At 67.9% G+C, this 22177-nt stretch carries 37 protein-coding genes; 36 read left to right on the top strand and 1 reads right to left on the bottom strand.

All coding sequences use genetic code 11. The annotated features are described in order from the left end of the window. Nucleotides 1-11: 11 nt before the first annotated feature. From NI25_RS15540 to truA, 33 genes are all read left to right on the top strand, one after another. Nucleotides 12-443 carry a contact-dependent growth inhibition system immunity protein gene (locus NI25_RS15540; RefSeq protein ID WP_061443027.1) on the top strand — a complete coding sequence of 144 codons (432 nt, stop codon included), beginning with the start codon at nt 12-14 and terminating at the stop codon, nt 441-443. Further along, entirely contained in the window at nt 440-754 is a 315-nt protein-coding gene (locus NI25_RS15535; RefSeq protein ID WP_061443026.1) for a hypothetical protein, read from the top strand. The genes NI25_RS15540 and NI25_RS15535 overlap by 4 nt, the downstream gene beginning before the upstream one ends. 516 nt (nt 755-1270) lie before the next feature. Continuing rightward, nucleotides 1271-1579, top strand: coding sequence for a 30S ribosomal protein S10 (rpsJ, locus tag NI25_RS15530; RefSeq protein ID WP_003948644.1), 309 nt, complete (start codon nt 1271-1273; stop codon nt 1577-1579). A gap of 17 nt (nt 1580-1596) precedes the next feature. Beyond that, nucleotides 1597-2241: a 50S ribosomal protein L3 gene (gene rplC / locus NI25_RS15525; protein ID WP_031034776.1), complete on the top strand. Its 645-nt coding sequence runs from the start codon at nt 1597-1599 to the stop codon at nt 2239-2241. Nucleotides 2242-2249: 8 nt separating this feature from the next. Continuing rightward, entirely contained in the window at nt 2250-2906 is a 657-nt protein-coding gene (rplD, locus tag NI25_RS15520) for a 50S ribosomal protein L4 (protein WP_061443025.1), read from the top strand. Further along, entirely contained in the window at nt 2906-3325 is a 420-nt protein-coding gene (gene rplW / locus NI25_RS15515) for a 50S ribosomal protein L23 (RefSeq protein WP_007443985.1), read from the top strand. The genes rplD and rplW overlap by 1 nt, the downstream gene beginning before the upstream one ends. Nucleotides 3326-3365: 40 nt before the next feature. Further along, the gene (gene rplB / locus NI25_RS15510) at nt 3366-4202 is read left to right on the top strand and encodes a 50S ribosomal protein L2 (protein WP_030400225.1); all 837 of its coding nucleotides are present in this window, start codon (nt 3366-3368) and stop codon (nt 4200-4202) included. Nucleotides 4203-4214: 12 nt separating this feature from the next. Further along, complete coding sequence (gene rpsS, locus NI25_RS15505; protein WP_010036728.1) at nt 4215-4496, top strand: 30S ribosomal protein S19; 282 nt, start codon at nt 4215-4217, stop codon at nt 4494-4496. 42 nt (nt 4497-4538) lie between these two features. After that, nucleotides 4539-4886 carry a 50S ribosomal protein L22 gene (rplV, locus tag NI25_RS15500; RefSeq protein ID WP_019329637.1) on the top strand — a complete coding sequence of 116 codons (348 nt, stop codon included), beginning with the start codon at nt 4539-4541 and terminating at the stop codon, nt 4884-4886. Further along, entirely contained in the window at nt 4886-5716 is an 831-nt protein-coding gene (gene rpsC / locus NI25_RS15495; protein ID WP_061443024.1) for a 30S ribosomal protein S3, read from the top strand. The genes rplV and rpsC overlap by 1 nt, the downstream gene beginning before the upstream one ends. Before the next feature lie 5 nt (nt 5717-5721). Next, on the top strand, nt 5722-6141 hold the full coding sequence (gene rplP / locus NI25_RS15490) for a 50S ribosomal protein L16 (protein WP_003974260.1): 420 nt from the start codon (nt 5722-5724) through the stop codon (nt 6139-6141). Beyond that, a complete protein-coding gene (rpmC, locus tag NI25_RS15485) occupies nt 6141-6365 on the top strand; it encodes a 50S ribosomal protein L29 (protein ID WP_007494763.1) in 225 nt (74 codons plus the stop codon). Before rplP ends, rpmC begins: the two co-directional genes overlap by 1 nt. Beyond that, nucleotides 6365-6652 (top strand): 30S ribosomal protein S17, encoded by a 288-nt coding sequence (gene rpsQ, locus NI25_RS15480; RefSeq protein WP_019329634.1) that lies wholly within the window; start codon nt 6365-6367, stop codon nt 6650-6652. Before rpmC ends, rpsQ begins: the two co-directional genes overlap by 1 nt. A gap of 107 nt (nt 6653-6759) precedes the next feature. After that, on the top strand, nt 6760-7128 hold the full coding sequence (rplN, locus tag NI25_RS15475; protein WP_003974257.1) for a 50S ribosomal protein L14: 369 nt from the start codon (nt 6760-6762) through the stop codon (nt 7126-7128). A gap of 2 nt (nt 7129-7130) precedes the next feature. Further along, complete coding sequence (rplX, locus tag NI25_RS15470) at nt 7131-7454, top strand: 50S ribosomal protein L24 (protein ID WP_003992365.1); 324 nt, start codon at nt 7131-7133, stop codon at nt 7452-7454. Further along, nucleotides 7454-8011, top strand: coding sequence for a 50S ribosomal protein L5 (rplE, locus tag NI25_RS15465; protein ID WP_003974255.1), 558 nt, complete (start codon nt 7454-7456; stop codon nt 8009-8011). The genes rplX and rplE overlap by 1 nt, the downstream gene beginning before the upstream one ends. A gap of 5 nt (nt 8012-8016) precedes the next feature. Beyond that, the gene (locus NI25_RS15460) at nt 8017-8202 is read left to right on the top strand and encodes a type Z 30S ribosomal protein S14 (protein ID WP_003948630.1); all 186 of its coding nucleotides are present in this window, start codon (nt 8017-8019) and stop codon (nt 8200-8202) included. Nucleotides 8203-8411: 209 nt separating this feature from the next. Then, nucleotides 8412-8810, top strand: coding sequence for a 30S ribosomal protein S8 (gene rpsH / locus NI25_RS15455; RefSeq protein ID WP_026248232.1), 399 nt, complete (start codon nt 8412-8414; stop codon nt 8808-8810). A 24-nt stretch (nt 8811-8834) separates the two neighbouring features. Then, nucleotides 8835-9374 carry a 50S ribosomal protein L6 gene (gene rplF / locus NI25_RS15450; RefSeq protein WP_031034780.1) on the top strand — a complete coding sequence of 180 codons (540 nt, stop codon included), beginning with the start codon at nt 8835-8837 and terminating at the stop codon, nt 9372-9374. Between the two features lie 3 nt (nt 9375-9377). Continuing rightward, nucleotides 9378-9761 (top strand): 50S ribosomal protein L18, encoded by a 384-nt coding sequence (rplR, locus tag NI25_RS15445; protein ID WP_003974252.1) that lies wholly within the window; start codon nt 9378-9380, stop codon nt 9759-9761. Nucleotides 9762-9804: 43 nt separating this feature from the next. Next, nucleotides 9805-10410, top strand: coding sequence for a 30S ribosomal protein S5 (rpsE, locus tag NI25_RS15440; protein WP_003974251.1), 606 nt, complete (start codon nt 9805-9807; stop codon nt 10408-10410). 2 nt (nt 10411-10412) lie between these two features. Further along, on the top strand, nt 10413-10595 hold the full coding sequence (rpmD, locus tag NI25_RS15435; RefSeq protein ID WP_003974250.1) for a 50S ribosomal protein L30: 183 nt from the start codon (nt 10413-10415) through the stop codon (nt 10593-10595). A gap of 2 nt (nt 10596-10597) precedes the next feature. Then, entirely contained in the window at nt 10598-11053 is a 456-nt protein-coding gene (gene rplO, locus NI25_RS15430; protein WP_030400229.1) for a 50S ribosomal protein L15, read from the top strand. Between the two features lie 256 nt (nt 11054-11309). Beyond that, complete coding sequence (secY, locus tag NI25_RS15425; protein ID WP_061443023.1) at nt 11310-12623, top strand: preprotein translocase subunit SecY; 1314 nt, start codon at nt 11310-11312, stop codon at nt 12621-12623. Beyond that, nucleotides 12623-13276, top strand: coding sequence for an adenylate kinase (locus tag NI25_RS15420; protein ID WP_061443022.1), 654 nt, complete (start codon nt 12623-12625; stop codon nt 13274-13276). Before secY ends, NI25_RS15420 begins: the two co-directional genes overlap by 1 nt. A 130-nt stretch (nt 13277-13406) precedes the next feature. Then, nucleotides 13407-14243, top strand: coding sequence for a type I methionyl aminopeptidase (map, locus tag NI25_RS15415; protein ID WP_061443021.1), 837 nt, complete (start codon nt 13407-13409; stop codon nt 14241-14243). A gap of 158 nt (nt 14244-14401) precedes the next feature. Next, nucleotides 14402-14623, top strand: a complete 222-nt coding sequence (infA, locus tag NI25_RS15410; protein ID WP_003948620.1) for a translation initiation factor IF-1 — start codon at nt 14402-14404, stop codon at nt 14621-14623. Between the two features lie 68 nt (nt 14624-14691). After that, nucleotides 14692-14805, top strand: a complete 114-nt coding sequence (rpmJ, locus tag NI25_RS15405) for a 50S ribosomal protein L36 (RefSeq protein WP_003974245.1) — start codon at nt 14692-14694, stop codon at nt 14803-14805. A 188-nt stretch (nt 14806-14993) separates the two neighbouring features. Beyond that, a complete protein-coding gene (gene rpsM / locus NI25_RS15400) occupies nt 14994-15374 on the top strand; it encodes a 30S ribosomal protein S13 (protein WP_004984507.1) in 381 nt (126 codons plus the stop codon). Between the two features lie 66 nt (nt 15375-15440). Then, nucleotides 15441-15845 carry a 30S ribosomal protein S11 gene (gene rpsK, locus NI25_RS15395; RefSeq protein ID WP_007443997.1) on the top strand — a complete coding sequence of 135 codons (405 nt, stop codon included), beginning with the start codon at nt 15441-15443 and terminating at the stop codon, nt 15843-15845. 123 nt (nt 15846-15968) lie between these two features. Then, complete coding sequence (locus tag NI25_RS15390) at nt 15969-16991, top strand: DNA-directed RNA polymerase subunit alpha (RefSeq protein ID WP_004946635.1); 1023 nt, start codon at nt 15969-15971, stop codon at nt 16989-16991. A 193-nt stretch (nt 16992-17184) separates the two neighbouring features. Then, nucleotides 17185-17691, top strand: a complete 507-nt coding sequence (gene rplQ, locus NI25_RS15385) for a 50S ribosomal protein L17 (RefSeq protein WP_061443020.1) — start codon at nt 17185-17187, stop codon at nt 17689-17691. 145 nt (nt 17692-17836) lie between these two features. After that, nucleotides 17837-18691: a tRNA pseudouridine(38-40) synthase TruA gene (gene truA, locus NI25_RS15380; protein ID WP_061443019.1), complete on the top strand. Its 855-nt coding sequence runs from the start codon at nt 17837-17839 to the stop codon at nt 18689-18691. Between the two features lie 9 nt (nt 18692-18700). Here the strand turns inward: truA and NI25_RS15375 are convergent, their stop codons facing one another. Continuing rightward, on the bottom strand, nt 18701-19609 hold the full coding sequence (locus tag NI25_RS15375) for a hypothetical protein (RefSeq protein ID WP_061443018.1): 909 nt from the start codon (nt 19607-19609) through the stop codon (nt 18701-18703). A 74-nt stretch (nt 19610-19683) separates the two neighbouring features. On the opposite strand from NI25_RS15375, the gene NI25_RS15370 reads away from it, so the two are divergent. The 3 genes from NI25_RS15370 (at nt 19684) to rpsI (ending at nt 22095) form a co-directional block, all read left to right on the top strand. Beyond that, nucleotides 19684-20889 (top strand): glycosyltransferase 87 family protein, encoded by a 1206-nt coding sequence (locus NI25_RS15370; protein ID WP_199560917.1) that lies wholly within the window; start codon nt 19684-19686, stop codon nt 20887-20889. 207 nt (nt 20890-21096) lie between these two features. Beyond that, entirely contained in the window at nt 21097-21540 is a 444-nt protein-coding gene (gene rplM / locus NI25_RS15365; RefSeq protein ID WP_019329618.1) for a 50S ribosomal protein L13, read from the top strand. A gap of 42 nt (nt 21541-21582) precedes the next feature. Next, the gene (gene rpsI / locus NI25_RS15360; protein WP_061443016.1) at nt 21583-22095 is read left to right on the top strand and encodes a 30S ribosomal protein S9; all 513 of its coding nucleotides are present in this window, start codon (nt 21583-21585) and stop codon (nt 22093-22095) included. The last annotated feature ends 82 nt before the right edge of the window (nt 22096-22177 follow it).

Raw genomic sequence — 22177 nt, 5'->3', positions numbered from 1 at the left:
GGGACTGACCGGTGCCCCAACCCGTTGATCTCACCCAGTCCCTCGAACAGCTTGAGGATGTCCGCTGGCCCGGCCCGCCGCAGGACACTACCGCCCTGGTCAACGCGGTCCACGAACTGCGCCGTCGCCCGATTGGTGACCTCAGGCCCGAGGATCTCGCCCGGCTGATCACCCAGGACGTCGGACTGACCTGGTTGCTGCCGCTCGCCGTCCGGCACCTCAGGGACACCGCGCCTCGGCAGGCCGCCGGCGGTTGGTACGACGACGACCTGCTGTATGCCGTCGTGACCCGGGGGCCGCAGGTGTGGGCGAAGTCCCCGGAGTTGGCCCACGAACTGCGGACGGCCGTCGCCATGCTGGTCGACCTCTCACGCCACCTGCGTGACGAGGTGGAGAGCTTCCTCACCTCGCTGCCCGGGGAAGCACGGGGGTGGCAAGGATGATCGTCTTTCCCAGGCTCCTGAGCGACCTGCTGGACCAGACCGCCCCCTCCCGTGCCGCACATCACGCGCTGGACTTCACTCAGCATGTGCTCGACCTCGAACGGGCCGAGACGGCGGAGCCGGTGCTGGATGCCTGCCTCGGGTTCGTCGCAGCGGCCCACGAGGCCATTGACCTCGGTGAGACACACATGCGGTACGCGCGAGCGTGCACGGTCCGTCTGGTGGACCACGCCGCAATGCCGACCCGCCGCTTCCGCGATGTCCGTCTTGCCGCGGAGTGTCCGTCCGCCGCGGACCACTCGTCGCGATGAGGTACGCCCGTCCCGTTCCTGCCCGGTGCCTTCGCAGGGTGGTGACCACGACGCCGTCTGTCACGGATCGGTCGAGCCGGCGCCCCTGGCTCAGGGTGCTGCGTCTCCCGGGTTTGATCTCCGTCACCCCCGGGGTATTCTCTCCGGCCCGATTGGCCAGCCCCGCGCCCCGTATGGCAGACTAGCGGGGTTGCTCGGTCGAGTGCCGATGCTGCGCGCCTCCCGCCGGGGGGACCGGAAGCGAGTCCCACAGTACTCGTCGTCCCTGCTCAGGGGCGGACGTACGGGAATCTTCCGGGAAGCGTCAGCGGGGTGCCGGCCAGGCACCCGGTGGGCCTCTCGCCCCCGGTCCGCGGTTCCGGAAGGGCCCGCACTCCCATTGCAGGGAAGTCCCGAAAAGGGACATCCATGTCAGCGGGAGCGCGACACGCCCGACCGCGTGGGTCGGAGGGGGAGCGGAATGGACAAGGACCACCGGGTCCAGAGCGTTACGAGAGACAGGACTACTGAGTAGCCATGGCGGGACAGAAGATCCGCATCCGGCTCAAGGCCTACGACCACGAGGTCATCGACTCCTCGGCGAAGAAGATCGTCGAGACGGTGACCCGCACTGGTGCGTCGGTCGCGGGCCCGGTGCCGCTGCCCACTGAGAAGAACGTGTACTGCGTCATCAAGTCGCCGCACAAGTACAAGGACTCGCGCGAGCACTTCGAGATGCGCACGCACAAGCGCCTGATCGACATCCTCGACCCGACCCCCAAGACCGTTGACTCTCTGATGCGACTCGACCTCCCGGCCGGTGTCGACATCGAGATCAAGCTCTGAGGCCGGTGATCTGAGAGATGACGAAGCAGATCAAGGGCATCCTGGGCGAGAAGCTCGGCATGACGCAGGTGTGGGACGCGAACAACCGCGTCGTTCCGGTCACCGTCGTCAAGGCCGGCCCCAACGTCGTCACCCAGGTCCGCACGAACGACGTCGACGGCTACGAGTCCGTCCAGATCGCGTTCGGCGAGATCGACCCGCGCAAGGTGAACAAGCCCCTCAAGGGCCACTTCGCCAAGGCCGACGTCACCCCCCGCCGCCACCTCGTCGAGATCCGCACGGCCGACGCCTCCGAGTACACCCTCGGTCAGGAAGTCACCGCCGAGGTCTTCGAGGCCGGTGTCAAGGTCGACGTGACCGGCAAGAGCAAGGGCAAGGGCTTCGCCGGTGTCATGAAGCGTCACAACTTCAAGGGCCTCGGCGCCGGACACGGCACCCAGCGCAAGCACCGCTCGCCCGGTTCCATCGGTGGCTGCGCCACCCCGGGCCGCGTGTTCAAGGGCCTCCGCATGGCCGGCCGCATGGGCAACGAGCGGGTCACCACCCAGAACCTGACCGTCCACGCCGTTGACGCGGAGAAGGGTCTGCTGCTCATCAAGGGCGCGGTTCCCGGTCCGAACGGCGGCCTCGTCCTGGTCCGCACCGCGGCCAAGGGGGCCTGAGGTAACCGATGAGCACTGTTGACATCCTTTCGCCGGCCGGCGAGAAGACCGGAAGCGTCGAGCTGCCCGAGGGCATCTTCGGCGTGGAGAAGGTCAGCATTCCGCTGATCCACCAGGTCGTCGTCGCCCAGCTGGCCGCTGCCCGCCAGGGCACGCACAAGACCAAGACCCGCGGCGAGGTCCGTGGTGGCGGCAAGAAGCCGTACCGCCAGAAGGGCACCGGCCGCGCCCGTCAGGGTTCGACCCGTGCGCCGCAGTTCGCCGGCGGTGGCGTCGTCCACGGTCCCGTGCCGCGTGACTACTCGCAGCGGACCCCGAAGAAGATGAAGGCCGCGGCCCTGCGCCACGCCCTCACCGACCGGGCCCGTCACAACCGCATCCACGTCGTCTCCGGCGTCATCGAGGGCGAGACCCCGTCCACGAAGGCCGCCCGGACGCTGTTCGGCAAGATCTCGGAGCGCAAGAACCTGCTCCTGGTCGCCGACCGCAGCGACGAGGCCGCGTGGCTGTCCGCCCGCAACCTGCCCCAGATCCACATCCTGGAGCCGGGCCAGCTGAACACGTACGACGTTCTCGTCTCGGACGACGTGGTCTTCACCCAGGCCGCCTTCGAGTCCTTCGTGTCCGGCCCGAAGGCCAATGACACCGAAGGGAGCGAGGCCTGATGGCTACGCGTCACCCGAGCATCGCCTCCAAGGCGGCCAAGGCCGCCAAGGCCGCGCGCGTCGCCAAGGCGCGCCGCCACGAGGCCGAGGGCAAGAACACCGTCGTCACCCCGGCCAGCAAGGCGTTCACGGACCCCCGTGACGTGCTGCTGAAGCCGGTCGTGTCCGAGAAGAGCTACGCGCTCCTCGACGAGAACAAGTACACGTTCATCGTCGCGCCGGGCTCCAACAAGACCCAGATCAAGGAGGCCGTCCAGGCGGTCTTCTCGGTCAAGGTCACCGGGGTCAACACGATCAACCGCCAGGGCAAGCGGAAGCGGACCCGCACGGGCTTCGGCAAGCGTGCCGACAGCAAGCGCGCGATCGTGACCCTCGCCGAGGGCGACCGTATCGACATCTTCGGCGGTCCGACCTCCTGACGGAGGTCCGGATCGTCCGGAATCGGACGAGGACTGAGAAATGGGAATCCGCAAGTACAAGCCGACGACGCCGGGCCGCCGTGGCTCCTCCGTCGCCGACTTCGTCGAGGTCACGCGGTCCACGCCGGAGAAGTCGCTGGTCCGCCCGCTGCACAGCAAGGGCGGCCGTAACAACGCCGGTCGTGTGACCGTTCGCCACCAGGGTGGCGGACACAAGCGCGCCTACCGCGTCATCGACTTCCGTCGGCACGACAAGGACGGCGTGCCGGCGAAGGTCGCGCACATCGAGTACGACCCCAACCGCACCGCGCGCATCGCGCTGCTGCACTACGCCGACGGCGAGAAGCGCTACATCCTCGCCCCGCGCAACCTGCAGCAGGGCGACCGCGTCGAGAACGGTCCCGGGGCCGACATCAAGCCGGGCAACAACCTGGCGCTCCGCAACATCCCGGTCGGTACCACGATCCACGCGATCGAGCTCCGTCCCGGTGGCGGCGCCAAGTTCGCCCGCTCCGCCGGTGCCTCCGTGCAGCTGCTCGCGAAGGAGGGCTCGATGGCCCACCTGCGCATGCCGTCCGGAGAGATCCGCCTGGTCGACCAGCGCTGCCGCGCCACGGTCGGCGAGGTCGGCAACGCCGAGCAGAGCAACATCAACTGGGGCAAGGCGGGCCGCAAGCGGTGGCTGGGCGTTCGCCCGACCGTCCGTGGTGTGGTCATGAACCCGGTGGACCACCCGCACGGTGGTGGTGAGGGCCGGACCTCCGGTGGTCGTCACCCCGTGTCCCCGTGGGGCAAGAAGGAAGGCCGTACTCGTTCGCCCAAGAAGGCGTCGAACAAGTACATCGTCCGCCGCCGCAAGACGAACAAGAAGCGCTAAGGACGGGTTGAGATGCCTCGTAGCTTGAAGAAGGGGCCCTTCGTCGACGACCACCTGATCAAGAAGGTGGACGCCCAGAACGAAGCGGGCACCAAGAACGTCATCAAGACCTGGTCCCGTCGCTCGATGATCGTCCCGGCGATGCTCGGCCACACGATCGCGGTGCACAACGGCAAGACCCACATCCCGGTGTTTGTCACCGAGTCCATGGTCGGCCACAAGCTCGGCGAGTTCTCGCCGACGCGCACCTTCCGGGGTCACGTCAAGGACGACCGGAAGTCGAAGCGCCGCTAACAGCGGGGTGGAATGACCATGACAAACACTGAAGGGACAACCATGGAAGCCAGGGCCCAGGCGCGGTACATCCGCGTCACGCCCATGAAGGCCCGCCGCGTGGTGGACCTCATCCGTGGCATGGATGCCACGGAGGCTCAGGCGGTCCTGCGTTTCGCCCCGCAGGCCGCGAGCGTGCCGGTCGGCAAGGTGCTGGACAGCGCCATCGCCAACGCCGCGCACAACTACGACCACACCGACGCCGACAGCCTCTACATCTCCGAGGCGTACGTCGACGAGGGCCCGACCCTGAAGCGGTTCCGTCCGCGCGCCCAGGGCCGCGCCTACCGGATCCGCAAGCGGACCAGCCACATCACCGTGGTCGTCAGCAGCAAGGAAGGAACCCGGTAATGGGCCAGAAGGTAAACCCGCACGGGTTCCGGCTCGGTGTCACGACCGACTTCAAGTCGCGTTGGTACGCCGACAAGCTGTACAAGGACTACGTCAAGGAAGACGTCGCCATCCGTCGGATGCTGACGTCCGGCATGGAGCGCGCCGGCATCTCCAAGGTCGAGATCGAGCGCACCCGTGACCGCGTCCGCGTGGACATCCACACGGCTCGTCCGGGCATCGTCATCGGCCGCCGCGGTGCGGAGGCCGACAAGATCCGCGGTCAGCTCGAGAAGCTCACCGGCAAGCAGGTCCAGCTGAACATCCTCGAGGTCAAGAGCCCCGAGACCGACGCTCAGCTGGTTGCCCAGGCCGTCGCCGAGCAGCTCTCCTCCCGCGTCTCCTTCCGTCGCGCCATGCGCAAGAGCATGCAGGGCACGATGAAGGCCGGCGCCAAGGGCATCAAGATCCAGTGCGGTGGCCGCCTCGGTGGCGCCGAGATGTCCCGCTCGGAGTTCTACCGCGAGGGCCGTGTGCCCCTGCACACGCTCCGCGCGAACGTGGACTACGGCTTCTTCGAGGCCAAGACGACCTTCGGCCGCATCGGTGTGAAGGTCTGGATCTACAAGGGCGACGTCAAGAACATCGCCGAGGTCCGCGCCGAGAACGCCGCCGCCCGCGCCGGCAACCGTCCGGCCCGTGGCGGCAGCGACCGCCCGGCCCGCGGTGGCCGCGGTGGCGAGCGTCGTGGGCGCAAGCCGCAGCAGCAGCAGGCTCCGGCCGCCGAGGCCCCCAAGGCCGACGCGCCCGCCGCTGCCGCTCCGGCTGAGAGCACCGGAACGGAGGCCTGACCGTCATGCTGATCCCCCGTAGGGTCAAGCACCGCAAGCAGCACCACCCCAAGCGCCGTGGTATGGCCAAGGGCGGTACGCAGGTTGCGTTCGGCGAGTACGGCATCCAGGCCCTCACGCCGGCGTACGTGACCAACCGCCAGATCGAGGCGGCCCGTATCGCGATGACCCGCCACATCAAGCGTGGCGGCAAGGTCTGGATCAACATCTACCCGGACCGCCCGCTCACGAAGAAGCCGGCCGAGACCCGCATGGGTTCCGGTAAGGGTTCTCCGGAGTGGTGGATCGCGAACGTGCACCCGGGTCGGGTCATGTTCGAGCTGTCCTACCCCAACGAGAAGATCGCCCGTGAGGCGCTGACCCGTGCGGCCCACAAGCTGCCGATGAAGTGCCGGATCGTCAAGCGCGAGGCAGGTGAAGCGTGATGTCGGCCGGTACCAAGGCGTCCGAGCTGCGCGAGCTGGGCAACGAGGAGCTTCTGGCGAAGCTCCGCGAGGCCAAGGAAGAGCTGTTCAACCTCCGCTTCCAGGCGGCCACGGGTCAGCTCGAGAACCATGGCCGTCTCAAGGCGGTCCGCAAGGACATCGCCCGGATCTACACCCTCATGCGTGAGCGTGAGCTCGGCATCGAGACGGTGGAGAACGCCTGATGAGCGAGAGCAACGTGACTGAAGAGACGAAGGCCGCCCGCGGCTTCCGCAAGACCCGTGAGGGTCTGGTCGTCAGCGACAAGATGGACAAGACCGTCGTCGTCGCCGTCGAGGACCGCGTCAAGCACGCGCTGTACGGCAAGGTCATCCGCCGTACCGAGAAGCTGAAGGCGCACGACGAGCAGAACGCCGCGGGCGTCGGCGACCGCGTCCTCCTCATGGAGACCCGGCCGCTGTCCGCGACGAAGCGCTGGCGCGTCGTCGAGATCCTCGAGAAGGCCAAGTAAGAGATCTCCTGCGGGGCATTCCCCACAGGACAGTTCCGCCAGGCTCCGGGAGCCGCTCACCCAGGTGATCGGCTCCCGGGGAACCGGCAGACATTCAGGAGATAGACGTGATCCAGCAGGAGTCGCGACTGCGCGTCGCCGACAACACGGGTGCGAAGGAAATCCTCACCATCCGTGTGCTCGGTGGCTCCGGTCGCCGCTACGCGGGTATCGGTGACGTCATCGTCGCCACCGTCAAGGACGCGATCCCCGGTGGCAACGTGAAGAAGGGTGACGTCGTCAAGGCGGTCATCGTTCGCACCGTCAAGGAGCGCCGCCGTCCGGACGGCTCGTACATCCGCTTCGACGAGAACGCCGCCGTCATTCTGAAGAACGACGGCGACCCTCGCGGCACCCGTATCTTCGGCCCGGTCGGCCGTGAGCTGCGCGAGAAGAAGTTCATGAAGATCATCTCCCTCGCGCCGGAGGTGCTGTGAGCATGAAGATCAAGAAGGGCGACCTGGTCCAGGTCATCACCGGCAAGGACAAGGGCAAGCAGGGCAAGGTCATCGCGGCCTTCCCCCGCGAGGACCGCGTCCTGGTCGAGGGTGTCAACCGGGTCAAGAAGCACACCAAGGCCGGTCCGACCGCTCGCGGTTCGCAGGCCGGCGGCATCGTGACCACCGAGGCCCCGATCCACGTCTCCAACGTCCAGCTGGTCGTGGAGAAGGACGGCAACAAGGTCGTCACGCGCGTCGGTTACCGCTTCGACGACGAGGGCAACAAGATCCGCGTTGCCAAGCGGACGGGTGAGGACATCTGATGGCTACCACCACCACTCCGCGTCTGAAGACGAAGTACCGCGAGGAGATCGCGGGCAAGCTGCGTGAGGAGTTCTCCTACGAGAACGTCATGCAGATCCCCGGCCTCGTGAAGATCGTGGTCAACATGGGTGTCGGCGACGCCGCCCGTGACTCGAAGCTGATCGAGGGCGCGATCCGCGACCTGACCACCATCACCGGTCAGAAGCCGGCCGTCACCAAGGCCCGCAAGTCCATCGCGCAGTTCAAGCTGCGTGAGGGTCAGCCGATCGGTGCCCACGTCACGCTCCGTGGCGACCGCATGTGGGAGTTCCTGGACCGCACCCTGTCGCTCGCGCTGCCGCGCATCCGCGACTTCCGCGGCCTGTCCCCCAAGCAGTTCGACGGCCGTGGCAACTACACCTTCGGTCTCACCGAGCAGGTCATGTTCCACGAGATCGACCAGGACAAGATCGACCGCACCCGGGGTATGGACATCACCGTGGTGACCACGGCGACCAACGACGCTGAGGGCCGTGCGCTCCTCCGTCACCTCGGCTTCCCCTTCAAGGAGGCGTGAGCGAGATGGCGAAGAAGGCTCTGATTGCCAAGGCTGCTCGTAAGCCCAAGTTCGGTGTCCGCGGCTACACGCGCTGCCAGCGCTGCGGCCGTCCGCACTCCGTCTACCGCAAGTTCGGCCTGTGCCGCGTGTGCCTTCGTGAGATGGCTCACCGTGGCGAGCTGCCGGGCGTGACCAAGAGCTCCTGGTAATCCGGTAATCCCGGGTTATTCAGACTCTCGGTAAGCATCTGGGTCGGCAGAAGCCCGCCCGCGCATGCCTTAGGCTTGCGGGGTTGGGCGTCTGCCGCCCGTACGACTTACTACGCCGTAGGTCCACCGCGCCGCACCCGTCCCGTCTCGGATCGGGGAGAGGGATGGCGCACCAGGAAACCCCGGCGAGAGAGGCCGAAGGCCAATTCATGACCATGACTGATCCGATCGCAGACATGCTTACGCGTCTGCGGAACGCGAACTCGGCGTACCACGACTCCGTGACGATGCCGGCGTCCAAGATCAAGTCTCACATCGCGGAGATCCTCCAGCAGGAGGGCTTCATCACGGGCTGGAAGACCGAGGACGCCGAGGTCGGCAAGAACCTCGTCCTCGAGCTGAAGTTCGGCCCGAACCGTGAGCGCTCCATCGCGGGCATCAAGCGGATCTCCAAGCCCGGTCTCCGGGTGTACGCGAAGTCCACCAACCTGCCCAAGGTGCTGGGCGGCCTCGGCGTGGCGATCATCTCCACGTCCCACGGGCTCCTCACCGACAAGCAGGCCGGCAAGAAGGGCGTAGGCGGAGAAGTCCTCGCCTACGTCTGGTAACGGAAGGGAACGGAGGAAACAGCTATGTCGCGCATCGGCAAGCTCCCCATCGCGGTTCCCGCCGGCGTGGACGTCACCATCGACGGCCGTACGGTCTCGGTCAAGGGCCCCAAGGGCACGCTGACCCACACCGTCGTGGCGCCGATCGACATCGCCAAGGGTGAGGACGGCGTTCTGAACGTCACCCGCCCCAACGACGAGCGTCAGAGCAAGGCCCTGCACGGCCTGTCCCGCACGCTGGTGGCGAACATGATCACCGGCGTGACCCAGGGTTACGTGAAGAAGCTCGAGATCAGCGGTGTCGGTTACCGCGTTGTCGCCAAGGGTTCGAACCTGGAGTTCTCCCTGGGCTACAGCCACCCGATCACGGTCGAGGCCCCCGAGGGCATCACCTTCAAGGTGGAGAACCCGACCCACTTCTCGGTCGAGGGCATCGACAAGCAGAAGGTCGGCGAGGTTGCGGCCAACATCCGCAAGCTGCGCAAGCCCGACCCGTACAAGGCCAAGGGCGTCAAGTACGAGGGCGAAGTCATCCGCCGCAAGGTCGGAAAGGCGGGTAAGTAAGCCATGGCATACGGACAGAAGATCCTCAAGGGCGACGCCTACAAGCGCGCCGCGATCAAGCGCCGCCACATCCGGATTCGCAAGAATCTCTCGGGTACGGCGGAGCGTCCCCGTCTGGTCGTTACCCGCTCGAACCGCCACATCGTCGCCCAGGTGATCGACGACATCAAGGGTCACACCCTTGCGTCGGCGTCCACCCTGGACACGTCGATCCGCGGCGGCGAGGCCGACAAGTCCGCGCAGGCCAAGCAGGTCGGCGCCCTGGTCGCCGAGCGCGCCAAGGCCGCCGGTGTCGAGGCCGTCGTGTTCGACCGTGGTGGCAACCAGTACGCCGGGCGCATCGCAGCCCTGGCGGACGCCGCCCGCGAAGCCGGTCTGAAGTTCTGAGCCGGTTCCGTAACGCTAGCGGAAACAGAGAGAGGTAATTCCAATGGCTGGACCCCAGCGCCGCGGCAGCGGTGCCGGTGGCGGCGAGCGGCGGGACCGGAAGGGCCGTGACGGTGGCGCAGGTGCCGCCGAGAAGACCGCTTACGTTGAGCGCGTCGTCGCGATCAACCGCGTCGCCAAGGTTGTGAAGGGTGGTCGTCGCTTCAGCTTCACCGCGCTGGTCGTGGTGGGCGACGGTGACGGCACCGTGGGTGTCGGATACGGCAAGGCCAAGGAGGTGCCGGCCGCCATCGCCAAGGGCGTTGAGGAGGCCAAGAAGCACTTCTTCAAGGTCCCCCGCATCCAGGGCACCATCCCGCACCCCATCCAGGGTGAGAAGGCTGCCGGCGTCGTGCTGCTCAAGCCCGCGTCCCCCGGTACCGGTGTTATCGCCGGTGGTCCGGTGCGCGCCGTGCTCGAGTGCGCCGGTATCCACGACGTGCTGTCGAAGTCGCTCGGCTCCGACAACCAGATCAACATCGTGCACGCGACCGTGGAGGCCCTCAAGGGCCTGCAGCGTCCCGAGGAGATCGCGGCCCGCCGCGGTCTGCCGCTCGAGGACGTCGCTCCCGCGGCTCTTCTCCGTGCGCGTGCCGGGGCGGGTGCGTAATCATGGCGCAGCTCAAGATTACGCAGGTCAAGTCCTACATCGGCAGCAAGCAGAACCACCGTGACACCCTGCGCTCCCTTGGTCTCAAGGGGATCAACACGCAGGTCGTCAAGGAGGACCGCCCCGAGTTCCGCGGCATGGTGCACACCGTCCGCCACCTCGTGACGGTCGAGGAGGTCGACTGATCATGGCGGAGCAGAACCCGCTCAAGATCCACAACCTCCGTCCGGCCCCCGGCGCCAAGACCGCCAAGACCCGTGTCGGTCGTGGTGAGGCGTCGAAGGGTAAGACGGCCGGTCGTGGTACGAAGGGCACGAAGGCCCGTTACCAGGTTCCGGAGCGCTTCGAGGGTGGCCAGATGCCCCTCCACATGCGCCTTCCGAAGCTGAAGGGCTTCAAGAACCCGTTCAAGACCGAGTTCCAGGTCGTGAACCTCGACAAGCTGGCCGCGCTGTACCCCGAGGGTGGCGAGGTCACCGTCGAGGGCCTGGTGGCCAAGGGTGCCGTTCGCAAGAACAGCCTCGTCAAGGTCCTCGGCCAGGGCGAGGTCTCCGTGGCGCTGCAGGTGACGGTCGACGCCGTCTCCGGCTCCGCCAAGGAGAAGATCACCGCCGCGGGCGGTACCGTCACCGAGCTCGTCTGAACCCATCAGGCGTCTCGATGACTTGAGCGATCCCGACCGGGGATGCCCCACAAAAGGGGTATCCCCGGTTGGTCGTTCCAAGGGCATAGGTCCCGCCGGTAAGGTGGCCTGCGCTGCCCTCTTTCACGGGTGCCTCACATGAGGCACTCTGGGCGGCGGTTCAGCGTTACCCACTTAGCCGTCCACTTATCAGTCGTCAGTCGAACCTCAAGACCGTCACCCTTGACGCAGTAGCGCGGGGGTCGCAGGAGGCACCGTGCTCACCGCGTTCGCCCGGGCGTTCAAGACGCCCGACCTGCGCAAGAAGCTGTTCTTCACGCTCGGCATCATCGTGGTGTACCGGCTCGGTACCCACATCCCCATTCCAGGCGTCGACTACAAGAACGTCCAGGAGTGTGTGGACCAGGCGTCCGGCAACCAGGGCCTCTTCGGCCTGGTCAACATGTTCAGCGGTGGCGCCCTGCTGCAGATCACGGTCTTCGCGCTCGGCATCATGCCGTACATCACGGCGAGCATCATTCTTCAGCTGCTGACCGTCGTGATCCCGCGCCTCGAAGCCCTCAAGAAGGAGGGCCAGGCCGGCACGGCGAAGATCACGCAGTACACCCGCTACCTGACCGTCGCGCTCGCCATCCTCCAGGGCACCGGCCTGGTGGCGACCGCCCGCAGCGGCGCGCTGTTCTCCGGCTGCACCGTCGCCGGCCAGATCGTTCCCGACCAGGCGATCTTCACCACCATCGTCATGGTGATCTGCATGACCGCCGGTACGGCCGTCGTCATGTGGCTCGGCGAGCTGATCACCGACCGCGGCATCGGCAACGGCATGTCGATCCTGATGTTCATCTCGATCGCCGCGACCTTCCCCTCGGCCCTGTGGGCCATCAAGACCTCGGGTGACCTCGCGGGCGGCTGGATCGAGTTCGGCACCGTCATGCTGGTCGGCTTCGTCATGGTCGGCCTGGTCGTCTTCGTGGAGCAGGCCCAGCGCCGCATCCCGGTGCAGTACGCGAAGCGCATGATCGGCCGCCGCTCCTACGGCGGTACCTCGACGTACATCCCGCTCAAGGTGAACCAGGCGGGCGTCATCCCCGTCATCTTCGCCTCGTCGCTGCTCTACATCCCGGCGCTGATCGTCCAGTTCTCCGGCTCGACCTCGGGCTGGGCCGTCTGGATCCAGAAGAACCTCGCGGACACCGCGGCGACGCCGCACATCATCCTGTACTTCTTCCTGATCGTCTTCTTCGCCTTCTTCTACGTGGCCATCTCGTTCAACCCCGAGGAAGTCGCGGACAACATGAAGAAGTATGGTGGCTTCATCCCGGGCATCCGGGCTGGCCGACCGACCGCTGAGTATCTGAGCTACGTACTCAACCGGATCACCTGGCCGGGTTCGCTGTACTTGGGTCTGATCGCTCTCGTCCCGACAATGGCGTTGGCTGGTTTCGGGGCAAACCAGAACTTCCCGTTCGGCGGCACCAGCATCCTGATCATCGTGGGTGTCGGTCTCGAGACGGTGAAGCAGATTGAGAGCCAGCTCCAGCAGCGCAATTACGAAGGGTTCCTCCGCTGATGCGAATCGTCCTCGTCGGGCCTCCGGGTGCCGGAAAGGGAACGCAGGCCACCCGCCTTGCCGAGACGCTGCAGATCCCGCACATCTCCACGGGCGACCTGTTCCGCGCGAACATCAGCCAGCAGACCGAACTGGGCAAGCTCGCGAAGTCCTACATGGACGCCGGCAATCTCGTCCCGGACGAGGTCACCATCGCCATGGCGAAGGACCGCATGGAGCAGCCCGACGCCGAGGGCGGCTTCCTGCTGGACGGTTTCCCGCGCAACGTCTCCCAGGCCGAGGCACTGGACGAGCTGCTCGAGACCGAGGACATGAAGCTCGACGCGGTGCTGGACCTGGAGGCCCCGGAGGACGAGGTCGTCAAGCGGATCGCCGGCCGGCGCGTCTGCCGCAACGACTCGGCCCACGTCTTCCACGTGACGTACACCCCGCCGAAGAAGGAAGGCGTCTGCGACGTCTGCGGCGGCGAGCTGTACCAGCGGGACGACGACTCCGAGGAGACGGTCCGCAAGCGGCTGGAGGTCTACCACACGCAGACCGAGCCGATCATCGACTACTACAAGTCGCAGGGCCTGGTCGCCACCATCGCGGCGACGGGTCCCGTGGACGAGGTCACCCGCCGCGCGCTGGAGGCGCTCAAGCGCGACCAGTAGTTCTCGACTCCGGCTGCAGCCGCGGTCCCCGTCCGGGGCCCGCGGCTGTGCTGTGCGGTGGGGGTGGCCCCCGCCCCGTATCGTTGGAAGCGTTCCCCAGACCCTCCGGTCCAGAAAGGCCGCAGCCCCCATGGTGCAGATCAAGAACCCCGAGCAGATCGCCAAGATGCGCGAGGCGGGGCTGGTCGTCGCCGCCATCCACGCGGCCACCCGCGAGGCCGCCGTACCCGGTGCGACGACGAGGGACCTGGACCAGGTCGCCCGCAAGGTCCTCGCGGAGCACGACGCCAAGCCGAACTTCCTCGGGTACGGCGGCTTCCCCGCCACCATCTGCACCTCGGTGAACGAGGTCGTCGTCCACGGCATCCCGTCCGACGACGTGGTCCTCAAGGACGGCGACGTCATCTCCATCGACTGCGGCGCGATCATCGACGGCTGGCACGGCGACGCCGCGTACACGGCCTTCGTCGGCTCCGGTCACTCCCCGGAGCTGATCGAGCTCTCCCGGGTGACCGAGGAGTCCATGTGGGCCGGCATCGCGGCCATGAAGCAGGGCAACCGCCTGGTGGACGTCTCCCGCGCCATCGAGACCTACATCCGCCGCCAGCCCAAGCCCGGCGGCGGCAAGTACGGGATCATCGAGGACTACGGCGGCCACGGCATCGGCACCGAGATGCACATGGACCCGCACCTGCTGAACTACGTGGACCGCAAGCGCGGCAAGGGCCCGAAGCTCGTCCCCGGCTTCTGCCTCGCCATCGAGCCGATGGTCTCCCTCGGCACCCCCCGCACCGAGGTGCTCTCCGACGACTGGACCGTCATCACGACGGACGGCACCTGGTCCTCCCACTGGGAGCACTCGGTGGCCCTGACGGAGCAGGGCCCCCTGGTACTGACGGCCCCGGACGGTGGCAAGGCCAAGCTGGCGGAGCTGGGGATCACGGCGGCCCCGGACCCCCTTGCATAACGATCTCGCATCCGGGGCAGACTTCCTCGTTTCGCCTTTCCGGGTCCGCTGACGTAGACTGACTCGTCGGCTCACGTGTGCCCGCATGCCTGGTGGTTCGCCCCGGGGATGCACGGCCCGCAGGAGCCGATCAAGGTAGTCGATTCGAAGGGCGAAGCGTGGCCAAGAAGCAAGGTGCCATCGAGATCGAAGGCACTGTCGTCGAGTCTCTTCCGAACGCCATGTTCAAGGTGGAGCTCCAGAACGGCCACCAGGTCCTGGCACACATCAGCGGCAAGATGCGCATGCACTACATCCGCATCCTCCCTGACGACCGGGTCGTGGTGGAGCTGTCTCCGTACGACCTGACGCGTGGCCGGATCGTCTACCGGTACAAGTAGATCTTGCCCACGTCCCGCGTGCCCCGCGCGCGGTTCCGCCGGCAACTGACCCGGAGAACCTCACACCCATGAAGGTCAAGCCGAGCGTCAAGAAGATCTGCGACAAGTGCAGGGTGATCCGCCGTCACGGTCGGGTCATGGTCATCTGCGACAACCCGCGCCACAAGCAGCGCCAGGGCTGACGCCTGACCGTTCCCTCCGCGATTCGCATGACTTCGCGCGACGCGAGCTGAACATGTTCATACGCAGGACCCGGGCGAGTGATCGCCCGACACCCCCGGTTCGGAGGCCGGGGACCCGGTTCGTACCTCATACGGCGGCTGGGATCCGGTTCTGTGGAAGACCTCCGACAATCAACTGGAGCCATTGAATGGCACGCGTTTCCGGTGTTGACATCCCGCGCGAAAAGCGCGTGGAGATCGCCCTCACCTACGTGTTCGGCATCGGCCGGACCCTCTCGCAGCAGACGCTCGCCGCCACCGGCGTGGACCCGAACACCCGTGTCCGGGACCTCTCCGAGGAGCAGCTCGTCGCGATCCGCGAGTACGTCGACAACAACATCAAGACCGAGGGTGACCTCCGTCGCGAGATCCAGGCCGACATCCGCCGCAAGGTCGAGATCGGTACCTACCAGGGTCTCCGTCACCGTCGCGGTCTGCCCGTCCGCGGTCAGCGCACCAGCACGAACGCCCGCACCCGCAAGGGCCCGCGTCGCGCCATCGCCGGCAAGAAGAAGCCGGGCAAGAAGTAGTCCGCAGCGGACTCGCCGTCCAGCGGTCTTCGCTGTAGGACCGACCACCTCCCGTAGGAGAACGACATGCCCCCCAAGGGACGTCAGGGCGCGACCAAGAAGGTGCGCCGCAAGGAAAAGAAGAACGTCGCTCACGGCCACGCGCACATCAAGAGCACGTTCAACAACACGATCGTGTCCATCACGGACCCGACCGGCAACGTGATCTCCTGGGCCTCCGCCGGCCACGTCGGCTTCAAGGGCTCCCGGAAGTCCACGCCGTTCGCCGCGCAGATGGCCGCCGAGTCGGCCGCCCGTCGCGCGCAGGAGCACGGCATGCGCAAGGTCGACGTCTTCGTCAAGGGCCCGGGTTCCGGTCGTGAGACCGCCATCCGCTCCCTGCAGGCGACCGGCCTCGAGGTCGGCTCCATCCAGGACGTCACGCCCACCCCGCACAACGGCTGCCGTCCGCCGAAGCGTCGTCGCGTCTGATCTCGCTTCAGCGCTTCACCAGGGTTTTCCGGGCGGTACGGCTCTTTCGGGTCGTATCGCCCGTACCCTTGCAGTACTAGTCGGGCGTCAAATAGCGGGCGCCCCTGACTGAAGGATCACCACATGCTGATCGCTCAGCGTCCCTCGTTGACCGAAGAGGTCGTCGACGAGTTCCGCTCCCGGTTCGTCATCGAGCCGCTGGAGCCGGGCTTCGGCTACACCCTCGGCAACTCCCTCCGCCGCACCCTCCTCTCGTCGATCCCCGGCGCTGCTGTCACCAGCATCCGCATCGACGGTGTCCTGCACGAGTTCACCACCGTGCCGGGCGTCAAGGAGGACGTCACCGACCTGATCCTCAACATCAAGCAGCTGGTCGTCTCCTCGGAGCACGACGAGCCCGTCGTGATGTACCTGCGCAAGCAGGGCCCGGGTCTGGTCACCGCCGCCGACATCGCGCCCCCGGCCGGTGTCGAGGTGCACAACCCCGACCTCGTCCTGGCCACGCTCAACGCCAAGGGCAAGCTGGAGATGGAGCTGACCGTCGAGCGCGGTCGCGGCTACGTCTCCGCCGTGCAGAACAAGCAGGTGGGCCAGGAGATCGGCCGTATCCCGGTCGACTCGATCTACTCGCCGGTTCTCAAGGTCACGTACAAGGTCGAGGCCACGCGTGTCGAGCAGCGCACCGACTTCGACAAGCTGATCGTCGACGTCGAGACCAAGCAGGCCATGCGTCCCCGCGACGCCATGGCTTCCGCCGGCAAGACCCTGGTCGAGCTGTTCGGTCTCGCCCGCGAGCTGAACATCGACGCCGAGGGCATCGACATGGGTCCGTCCCCGACGGACGCCGCGCTGGCCGCCGACCTGGCGCTGCCGATCGAGGAGCTGGAGCTCACCGTTCGGTCGTACAACTGCCTCAAGCGCGAGGGCATCCACTCCGTGGGTGAGCTCGTGGCCCGTTCCGAGGCGGACCTGCTCGACATCCGCAACTTCGGCGCGAAGTCGATCGACGAGGTCAAGGCCAAGCTCGCGGGCATGGGCCTGGCGCTCAAGGACTCGCCTCCCGGGTTCGACCCGACCGCCGCGGCGGACGCGTTCGGCGCGGACGACGACGCGGACGCGGGCTTCGTCGAGACCGAGCAGTACTGAGTACTCGGGTTCGACGGTTCGTTATCGGCTGCCGGCCGGCTGCGGCCGGTCGTGCAGTTCCCCGCGCCCCTTTTGGGGCGCGGGCCTTCCGGGGCGCGGGAAAAGGCGCCCCGGATCTCCGACAGGCGGCCGCCTGCTCGGATACTGACTCCGGTACCTGATACGGCCGGGGCAGACACCTAGGAGAAACATCATGCCGAAGCCCACCAAGGGTGCCCGTCTGGGCGGCAGCGCCGCGCACGAGAAGCTGCTCCTCGCGAACCTCGCGAAGTCGCTCTTCGAGCACGGCAAGATCACGACCACCGAGGCGAAGGCGCGCAAGCTGCGTCCGTACGCCGAGCGTCTGGTCACCAAGGCGAAGAAGGGCGACCTTCACAACCGCCGTCAGGTGCTCCAGGTGATCACGGACAAGAGCGTCGTCCACACGCTCTTCACCGAGATCGGCCCGCGCTACGAGAACCGTCCCGGTGGCTACACCCGGATCACCAAGATCGGTAACCGCCGTGGCGACAACGCGCCCATGGCCGTCATCGAGCTGGTCGAGGCGCTGACCGTGGCGCAGCAGGCCACCGGTGAGGCCGAGGCCGCGACGAAGCGTGCCGCCAAGGACGCCGAGGGCTCCGCCGAGGCTGCCGAGGCCAAGGTCGACACGACCAAGGGTGACGACGAGGCTGCGGCCGAGGAGTCCAAGGACGCGTAAGCGTCTGCCGGGGGCTGTGCGTCGGCGGCTGCGGGTTCGTCGTGGCTTGTCGCGCAGTTCCCCGCGCCCCTTGAAAGCAGGGCGTTGGCGGGTCCGTTCCTTTCGAGGGGCGGGCCCGCTTTCGTGTGGGTGAGAGGATTTCTGGGTGAGTGACGAAGTGCAGCCCGGTCATGTCCGTGTCCGTCTCGATCTCTCCTATGACGGGGCCGAGTTCTCCGGGTGGGCCAAGCAGGCCGGGGGGCGGCGGACCGTGCAGGGGGAGATCGAGGACGCGTTGCGGACGGTCACCCGGTCGCGGGAGACGTACGAGCTGACCGTGGCGGGGCGGACCGACGCCGGGGTGCACGCGCGGGGGCAGGTCGCGCACGTCGATCTGCCGCGCGAGGTGTGGGCCGAGCACCACGTGAAGCTGCTCAAGCGGCTCGCCGGGAGGCTGCCCAGGGACGTGCGGGTGTGGGCGCTCAGGGAGGCACCGAGCGGCTTCAACGCGCGGTTCTCGGCGATCTGGCGGCGCTACGCCTACCGGGTCACCGACAACCCCGGCGGTGTCGACCCGCTGCTGCGCGGGCACGTGCTGTGGCACGACTGGCCCCTCGACGTGGACGCCATGAACGAGGCCGCCCGCGGACTGCTGGGGGAGCACGACTTCGCCGCCTACTGCAAGAAGCGGGAGGGGGCCACCACGATCCGGACGCTGCAGGAACTGAGTCTCGTGCGGGGCGAGGACGGGATCGTCACCGCGACCGTGCGGGCCGACGCCTTCTGCCACAACATGGTGCGCTCCCTCATCGGGGCGCTGCTGTTCGTCGGCGACGGGCACCGCACGCCCGACTGGCCGGCGAAGGTGCTCGCCGCGGGCGTACGGGATTCCGCCGTGCACGTCGTGCGGCCGCACGGGCTGACCCTGGAGGAGGTCGGCTACCCGGCCGACGAGCTGCTGGCGGCCCGGAACAAGGAGGCGCGCAACAAGCGGTCGCTGCCGGGGGCCGGCTGCTGCTGAGGCCGGCCGTCAGCCCTCCGCCGCCGCCGATGCCTGGGCCTCGCCGCGCCGGCGGATCTGCCGGAAGGCGAACTCGGCCAGGTCGTCACCGGCCCGGAACACGCCGGTGGACTTCTCCGTGACGTTCTCGCCGCTGGTGAAACCGGCGACGGTGAAGTAGGCGTAGCGGCCGTAGGAGTTGGTGGTGGAACGGCAGATGGCGCCGGTGCAGAAGGACTTGACGCCGCCGCCGGACAGGGAGCGCACGATGCTCTCCTTGTCGGCGTCCTTCTTCGCCTTCGACGCCTGTGCCTCCGTGTCGAAGACGGCCACGCCGACCGTCACGGCGGTGTCGCCCTTGGTGTAGGTGACGCGGAGCAGGCGCGTGCACTTGTTGGCGTCGAGGACCTTCGGCAGGGTGCCCTGGGCGGCGGAGCCGCAGGTGCGGGTGTCGGCCGTCGGGCCCTTCTTGTACACCGTCTCGCCCATGGTCAGTTGGGTGCCGGGGAAGAGCAGGTCCGGGCTGAGCGGGGCCTTGTCCTTCTTGGCGCTGGAGACGAAGTCCTTCGGGTCCAGCGGCGGCGGGGCGCTGGTCGGGGCGAAGGACGGCTGGGTGGCCGTGGCGCTGGGTATGTCCGCCGTCGAGGGGAGCTGCGAGGACGGGCCGTCGGAGGCCTGGCCGGAGCCGTTCGCCGAGACGACGGCCACCGCGACGGCCCCGGCTATCACCACGGTGGCCAGCGCGCCGCCGCCGATGAAGAGCAGCCGGCGCCGCTTGGCACGGGCCTCGGAGGCCTCGGCGAGGGCGGCCCAGTCCGGGGTGTTGTCACTGTTCCCGCTGTTCCAGGGCTGCTGCGCCTGCGGTTGCTGCGGCCGCTGCTGCGATTGCGGTGTCCAGGGATCCCACTGCGACTGAGGTCCCCCCTGCCCAAAGCTCATGGGCGGCATCTTAGACGGGCCTATGGGCGTGCTGGTGCCGGGACTTGGGGGCCGCAGGGCCTAGCGTTCCGTCCATGCGGACGGGCAAAAGCGACATCTCCGGGTGGTTGGTACGGCCGGCGCGAGGGCATCTGTGGGCGGTGCTCGCGACGGTGCTGGCGGCGTCCGCCGCGCACGCGGCGCGGGCGGCCCCGGACGGCGGGATGGACAACGCGATCGTCGTGCGGGCCGCCCGGACCTGGCTGGCCGGCGGCTCCCCGTACGACGATCCGCACTTCCTCTATCTGCCGAGTGCCGTCCTGGCCGCCGTCCCGCAGGCGCTGCTGCCCGGGGCCGTCCTGCGGGTGCTGGTGCCATGCGCGGTGACGGCCTTGCTGGCGCTGGCCTGGGCCTGCGCGCTGCTGCTGCACCGGGTGCCGCTGGGCAGCCGGCTCGCGGCCCTCGGGCTGACCGGGCTCGCGCTGGGCTTCGCGCCCTTCGGTCACCTGGTGCGGCTCGGCAACTGGACGGTGACGGCGGCGGTGGCGCTGCCGCTGGCCCTGCTGCTGGCGAGCCGGGGGCGCTGGACCGGGGCGGGGGCCGTCATCGGCGCGGCCGTGGCGCTCAAGCCGCTGCTCGCGCCGGTCGTCCTGCTCTTCCTCTTCGCCGGGCGGTGGCGGGCACTGGCCGCCGCCGTTCTGGTGCCCGCGCTGGCCTCCGCCGCGGCGGCGCTGGCGATGCCCGACCCGGCGGGCTTCTTCACCCGCACCCTGCCCTTCCTGCTGCACGGCGACGACGGCTTCGTCCGTCTTTACGAGGCCTCCCCGGCGGCCGTGCTGCCCCGGCTCGGGGTGCCGTCGGCGCTCGCGCAGGGGCTCGCGGTGGCCGCCGCGTGCGCCGGAGTGCTCTGCGCGTACCGGCGCTGGCGGCGCGCCGACCCCGGGCCGCTGCGGCTGGCGGAGACCGGCGCGGGGCTGATGCTCTCGGCGTTCCTGGTCTCCCGGCCGTCCTACGACCACTACCTCCTGGTCGCCCTGCCGCTGCTGCTCGCCGGGCTGCCGTACGCCGGGTCGGTGGCCCGCGGGGTGTGGTTCTGGATCGCCCTGGTGCCCCAGGTGCCGGGGCTGACCTGGCCCTGGCTGGAGGGGGAGCGGCGGCGGGCCTTCCGGGACGCGTTCACGCTCTGTGTGCTGGCGGTGACGGTCGCCCGGCAGGCCGGGGCCGCCGCGGCGGGGGCCGGGGGACGGGTGCCGCCGGGCCGGGCGCCGGAGCCCGAGCGCGCCCCCGCGGCCCCGTTTTGACCGGGCCGCCGGGGCCCGGGTATTCTGCACAGCTGTATGTGTATTGGCTTGCTCATTCTCACGTGAGGGGCCCTTACACCGGTCCACCGGGACCGATGACCAGCGACCTGCACGCGGTTTGCGTCACCGCGGTGCGGTCAGGGCTGTCGTGATCGTCTTCGGTGACCATGTCAGGACCACTCACTGAAGAAGCGAAGGCTACGAACCGTGCGTACGTACAGCCCCAAGCCCGGCGATGTGACGCGCCAGTGGCACGTCATCGACGCTCAGGACGTCGTCCTGGGTCGTCTCGCCACCACCGCTGCCACGCTGCTGCGCGGCAAGCACAAGCCGATCTACGCGCCGCACGTCGACGCTGGTGACTTCGTCATCATCATCAACGCCGACAAGGTGCACCTCTCCGGCAACAAGCGGACCCAGAAGATGGCGTACCGCCACTCCGGCTACCCGGGCGGTCTGCGCTCCGTGCGCTACGACGAGCTGCTCGACAAGAACCCGGAGAAGGCCATCGAGAAGGCCGTCAAGGGCATGCTCCCGAAGAACTCCCTGGGCCGTCAGATGCTCTCGAAGCTGAAGGTCTACAAGGGTGACCAGCACCCGCACGGCGCGCAGCAGCCGCAGCCGTTCGAGATCACCCAGGTCGCGCAGTAAGTCCGGCCACCCCCTAAGACTGAAGAGAATCTGAGGAGCATCGTGGCCGAGACCACTGCCGAGCAGCCGCTCGAAGAGCTTGACATCGACAGCTACACCACCGAGTCCGAGGTCCCCGTCGAGGGCGAGTACACCTCGGAGTCCCTGGCCTCCGCGTTCGGCGAGCCCCAGCCGGCCGCCGGCCTGGGCCGCCGCAAGAACGCCATCGCCCGTGTCCGGATCGTCCCGGGCACCGGCAAGTGGAAGGTCAACGGGCGTACGCTCGAGGACTACTTCCCGAACAAGGTGCACCAGCAGGAAGTCAACGAGCCCTTCAAGGTGCTCGAGCTGGACAACCGTTACGACGTCATCGCCCGCATCTCGGGCGGCGGCGTCTCCGGCCAGGCCGGTGCGCTCCGTCTCGGTGTCGCGCGTGCGCTGAACGAGGCCGACGTCGACAACAACCGCGGCCCCCTCAAGAAGGCCGGTTACCTGACCCGTGACGACCGTGCGGTCGAGCGGAAGAAGGCCGGTCTGAAGAAGGCCCGCAAGGCTCCGCAGTACAGCAAGCGCTAAGTCGTACCGGCTGGTCCGGCTGTACTCCGAACGCCCCGGCGGCACGCCACTGTGCTGCCGGGGCATTCGTTTATCCCTGCCG

Source organism: Streptomyces sp. CCM_MD2014 (assembly GCF_000772045.1).
Lineage (GTDB): Bacteria > Actinomycetota > Actinomycetes > Streptomycetales > Streptomycetaceae > Streptomyces > Streptomyces salinarius.
The sequence above is the reverse complement of the archived record's forward strand: the minus strand, read 5'-3'. Positions and strand labels throughout refer to the sequence as shown.

Bases quoted from the DNA above. Each gene is read 5' to 3' on its own strand.
- NI25_RS15535 (WP_061443026.1), top strand. From the start codon at position 440: ATGATCGTCTTTCCCAGGCTCCTGAGCGACCTGCTGGACCAGACCGCC.
- rpsJ (WP_003948644.1), top strand. From the start codon at position 1,271: ATGGCGGGACAGAAGATCCGCATCCGGCTCAAGGCCTACGACCACGAG.
- rplC (WP_031034776.1), top strand. From the start codon at position 1,597: ATGACGAAGCAGATCAAGGGCATCCTGGGCGAGAAGCTCGGCATGACG.
- rplD (WP_061443025.1), top strand. From the start codon at position 2,250: ATGAGCACTGTTGACATCCTTTCGCCGGCCGGCGAGAAGACCGGAAGC.
- rplW (WP_007443985.1), top strand. From the start codon at position 2,906: ATGGCTACGCGTCACCCGAGCATCGCCTCCAAGGCGGCCAAGGCCGCC.
- rplB (WP_030400225.1), top strand. From the start codon at position 3,366: ATGGGAATCCGCAAGTACAAGCCGACGACGCCGGGCCGCCGTGGCTCC.
- rpsS (WP_010036728.1), top strand. From the start codon at position 4,215: ATGCCTCGTAGCTTGAAGAAGGGGCCCTTCGTCGACGACCACCTGATC.
- rplV (WP_019329637.1), top strand. From the start codon at position 4,539: ATGGAAGCCAGGGCCCAGGCGCGGTACATCCGCGTCACGCCCATGAAG.
- rpsC (WP_061443024.1), top strand. From the start codon at position 4,886: ATGGGCCAGAAGGTAAACCCGCACGGGTTCCGGCTCGGTGTCACGACC.
- rplP (WP_003974260.1), top strand. From the start codon at position 5,722: ATGCTGATCCCCCGTAGGGTCAAGCACCGCAAGCAGCACCACCCCAAG.
- rpmC (WP_007494763.1), top strand. From the start codon at position 6,141: ATGTCGGCCGGTACCAAGGCGTCCGAGCTGCGCGAGCTGGGCAACGAG.
- rpsQ (WP_019329634.1), top strand. From the start codon at position 6,365: ATGAGCGAGAGCAACGTGACTGAAGAGACGAAGGCCGCCCGCGGCTTC.
- rplX (WP_003992365.1), top strand. From the start codon at position 7,131: ATGAAGATCAAGAAGGGCGACCTGGTCCAGGTCATCACCGGCAAGGAC.
- rplE (WP_003974255.1), top strand. From the start codon at position 7,454: ATGGCTACCACCACCACTCCGCGTCTGAAGACGAAGTACCGCGAGGAG.
- NI25_RS15460 (WP_003948630.1), top strand. From the start codon at position 8,017: ATGGCGAAGAAGGCTCTGATTGCCAAGGCTGCTCGTAAGCCCAAGTTC.
- rpsH (WP_026248232.1), top strand. From the start codon at position 8,412: ATGACCATGACTGATCCGATCGCAGACATGCTTACGCGTCTGCGGAAC.
- rplF (WP_031034780.1), top strand. From the start codon at position 8,835: ATGTCGCGCATCGGCAAGCTCCCCATCGCGGTTCCCGCCGGCGTGGAC.
- rplR (WP_003974252.1), top strand. From the start codon at position 9,378: ATGGCATACGGACAGAAGATCCTCAAGGGCGACGCCTACAAGCGCGCC.
- rpsE (WP_003974251.1), top strand. From the start codon at position 9,805: ATGGCTGGACCCCAGCGCCGCGGCAGCGGTGCCGGTGGCGGCGAGCGG.
- rpmD (WP_003974250.1), top strand. From the start codon at position 10,413: ATGGCGCAGCTCAAGATTACGCAGGTCAAGTCCTACATCGGCAGCAAG.
- rplO (WP_030400229.1), top strand. From the start codon at position 10,598: ATGGCGGAGCAGAACCCGCTCAAGATCCACAACCTCCGTCCGGCCCCC.
- NI25_RS15420 (WP_061443022.1), top strand. From the start codon at position 12,623: ATGCGAATCGTCCTCGTCGGGCCTCCGGGTGCCGGAAAGGGAACGCAG.
- map (WP_061443021.1), top strand. From the start codon at position 13,407: ATGGTGCAGATCAAGAACCCCGAGCAGATCGCCAAGATGCGCGAGGCG.
- rpmJ (WP_003974245.1), top strand. From the start codon at position 14,692: ATGAAGGTCAAGCCGAGCGTCAAGAAGATCTGCGACAAGTGCAGGGTG.
- rpsM (WP_004984507.1), top strand. From the start codon at position 14,994: ATGGCACGCGTTTCCGGTGTTGACATCCCGCGCGAAAAGCGCGTGGAG.
- rpsK (WP_007443997.1), top strand. From the start codon at position 15,441: ATGCCCCCCAAGGGACGTCAGGGCGCGACCAAGAAGGTGCGCCGCAAG.
- NI25_RS15390 (WP_004946635.1), top strand. From the start codon at position 15,969: ATGCTGATCGCTCAGCGTCCCTCGTTGACCGAAGAGGTCGTCGACGAG.
- rplQ (WP_061443020.1), top strand. From the start codon at position 17,185: ATGCCGAAGCCCACCAAGGGTGCCCGTCTGGGCGGCAGCGCCGCGCAC.
- NI25_RS15375 (WP_061443018.1), bottom strand. From the start codon at position 19,609: ATGAGCTTTGGGCAGGGGGGACCTCAGTCGCAGTGGGATCCCTGGACA.
- NI25_RS15370 (WP_199560917.1), top strand. From the start codon at position 19,684: ATGCGGACGGGCAAAAGCGACATCTCCGGGTGGTTGGTACGGCCGGCG.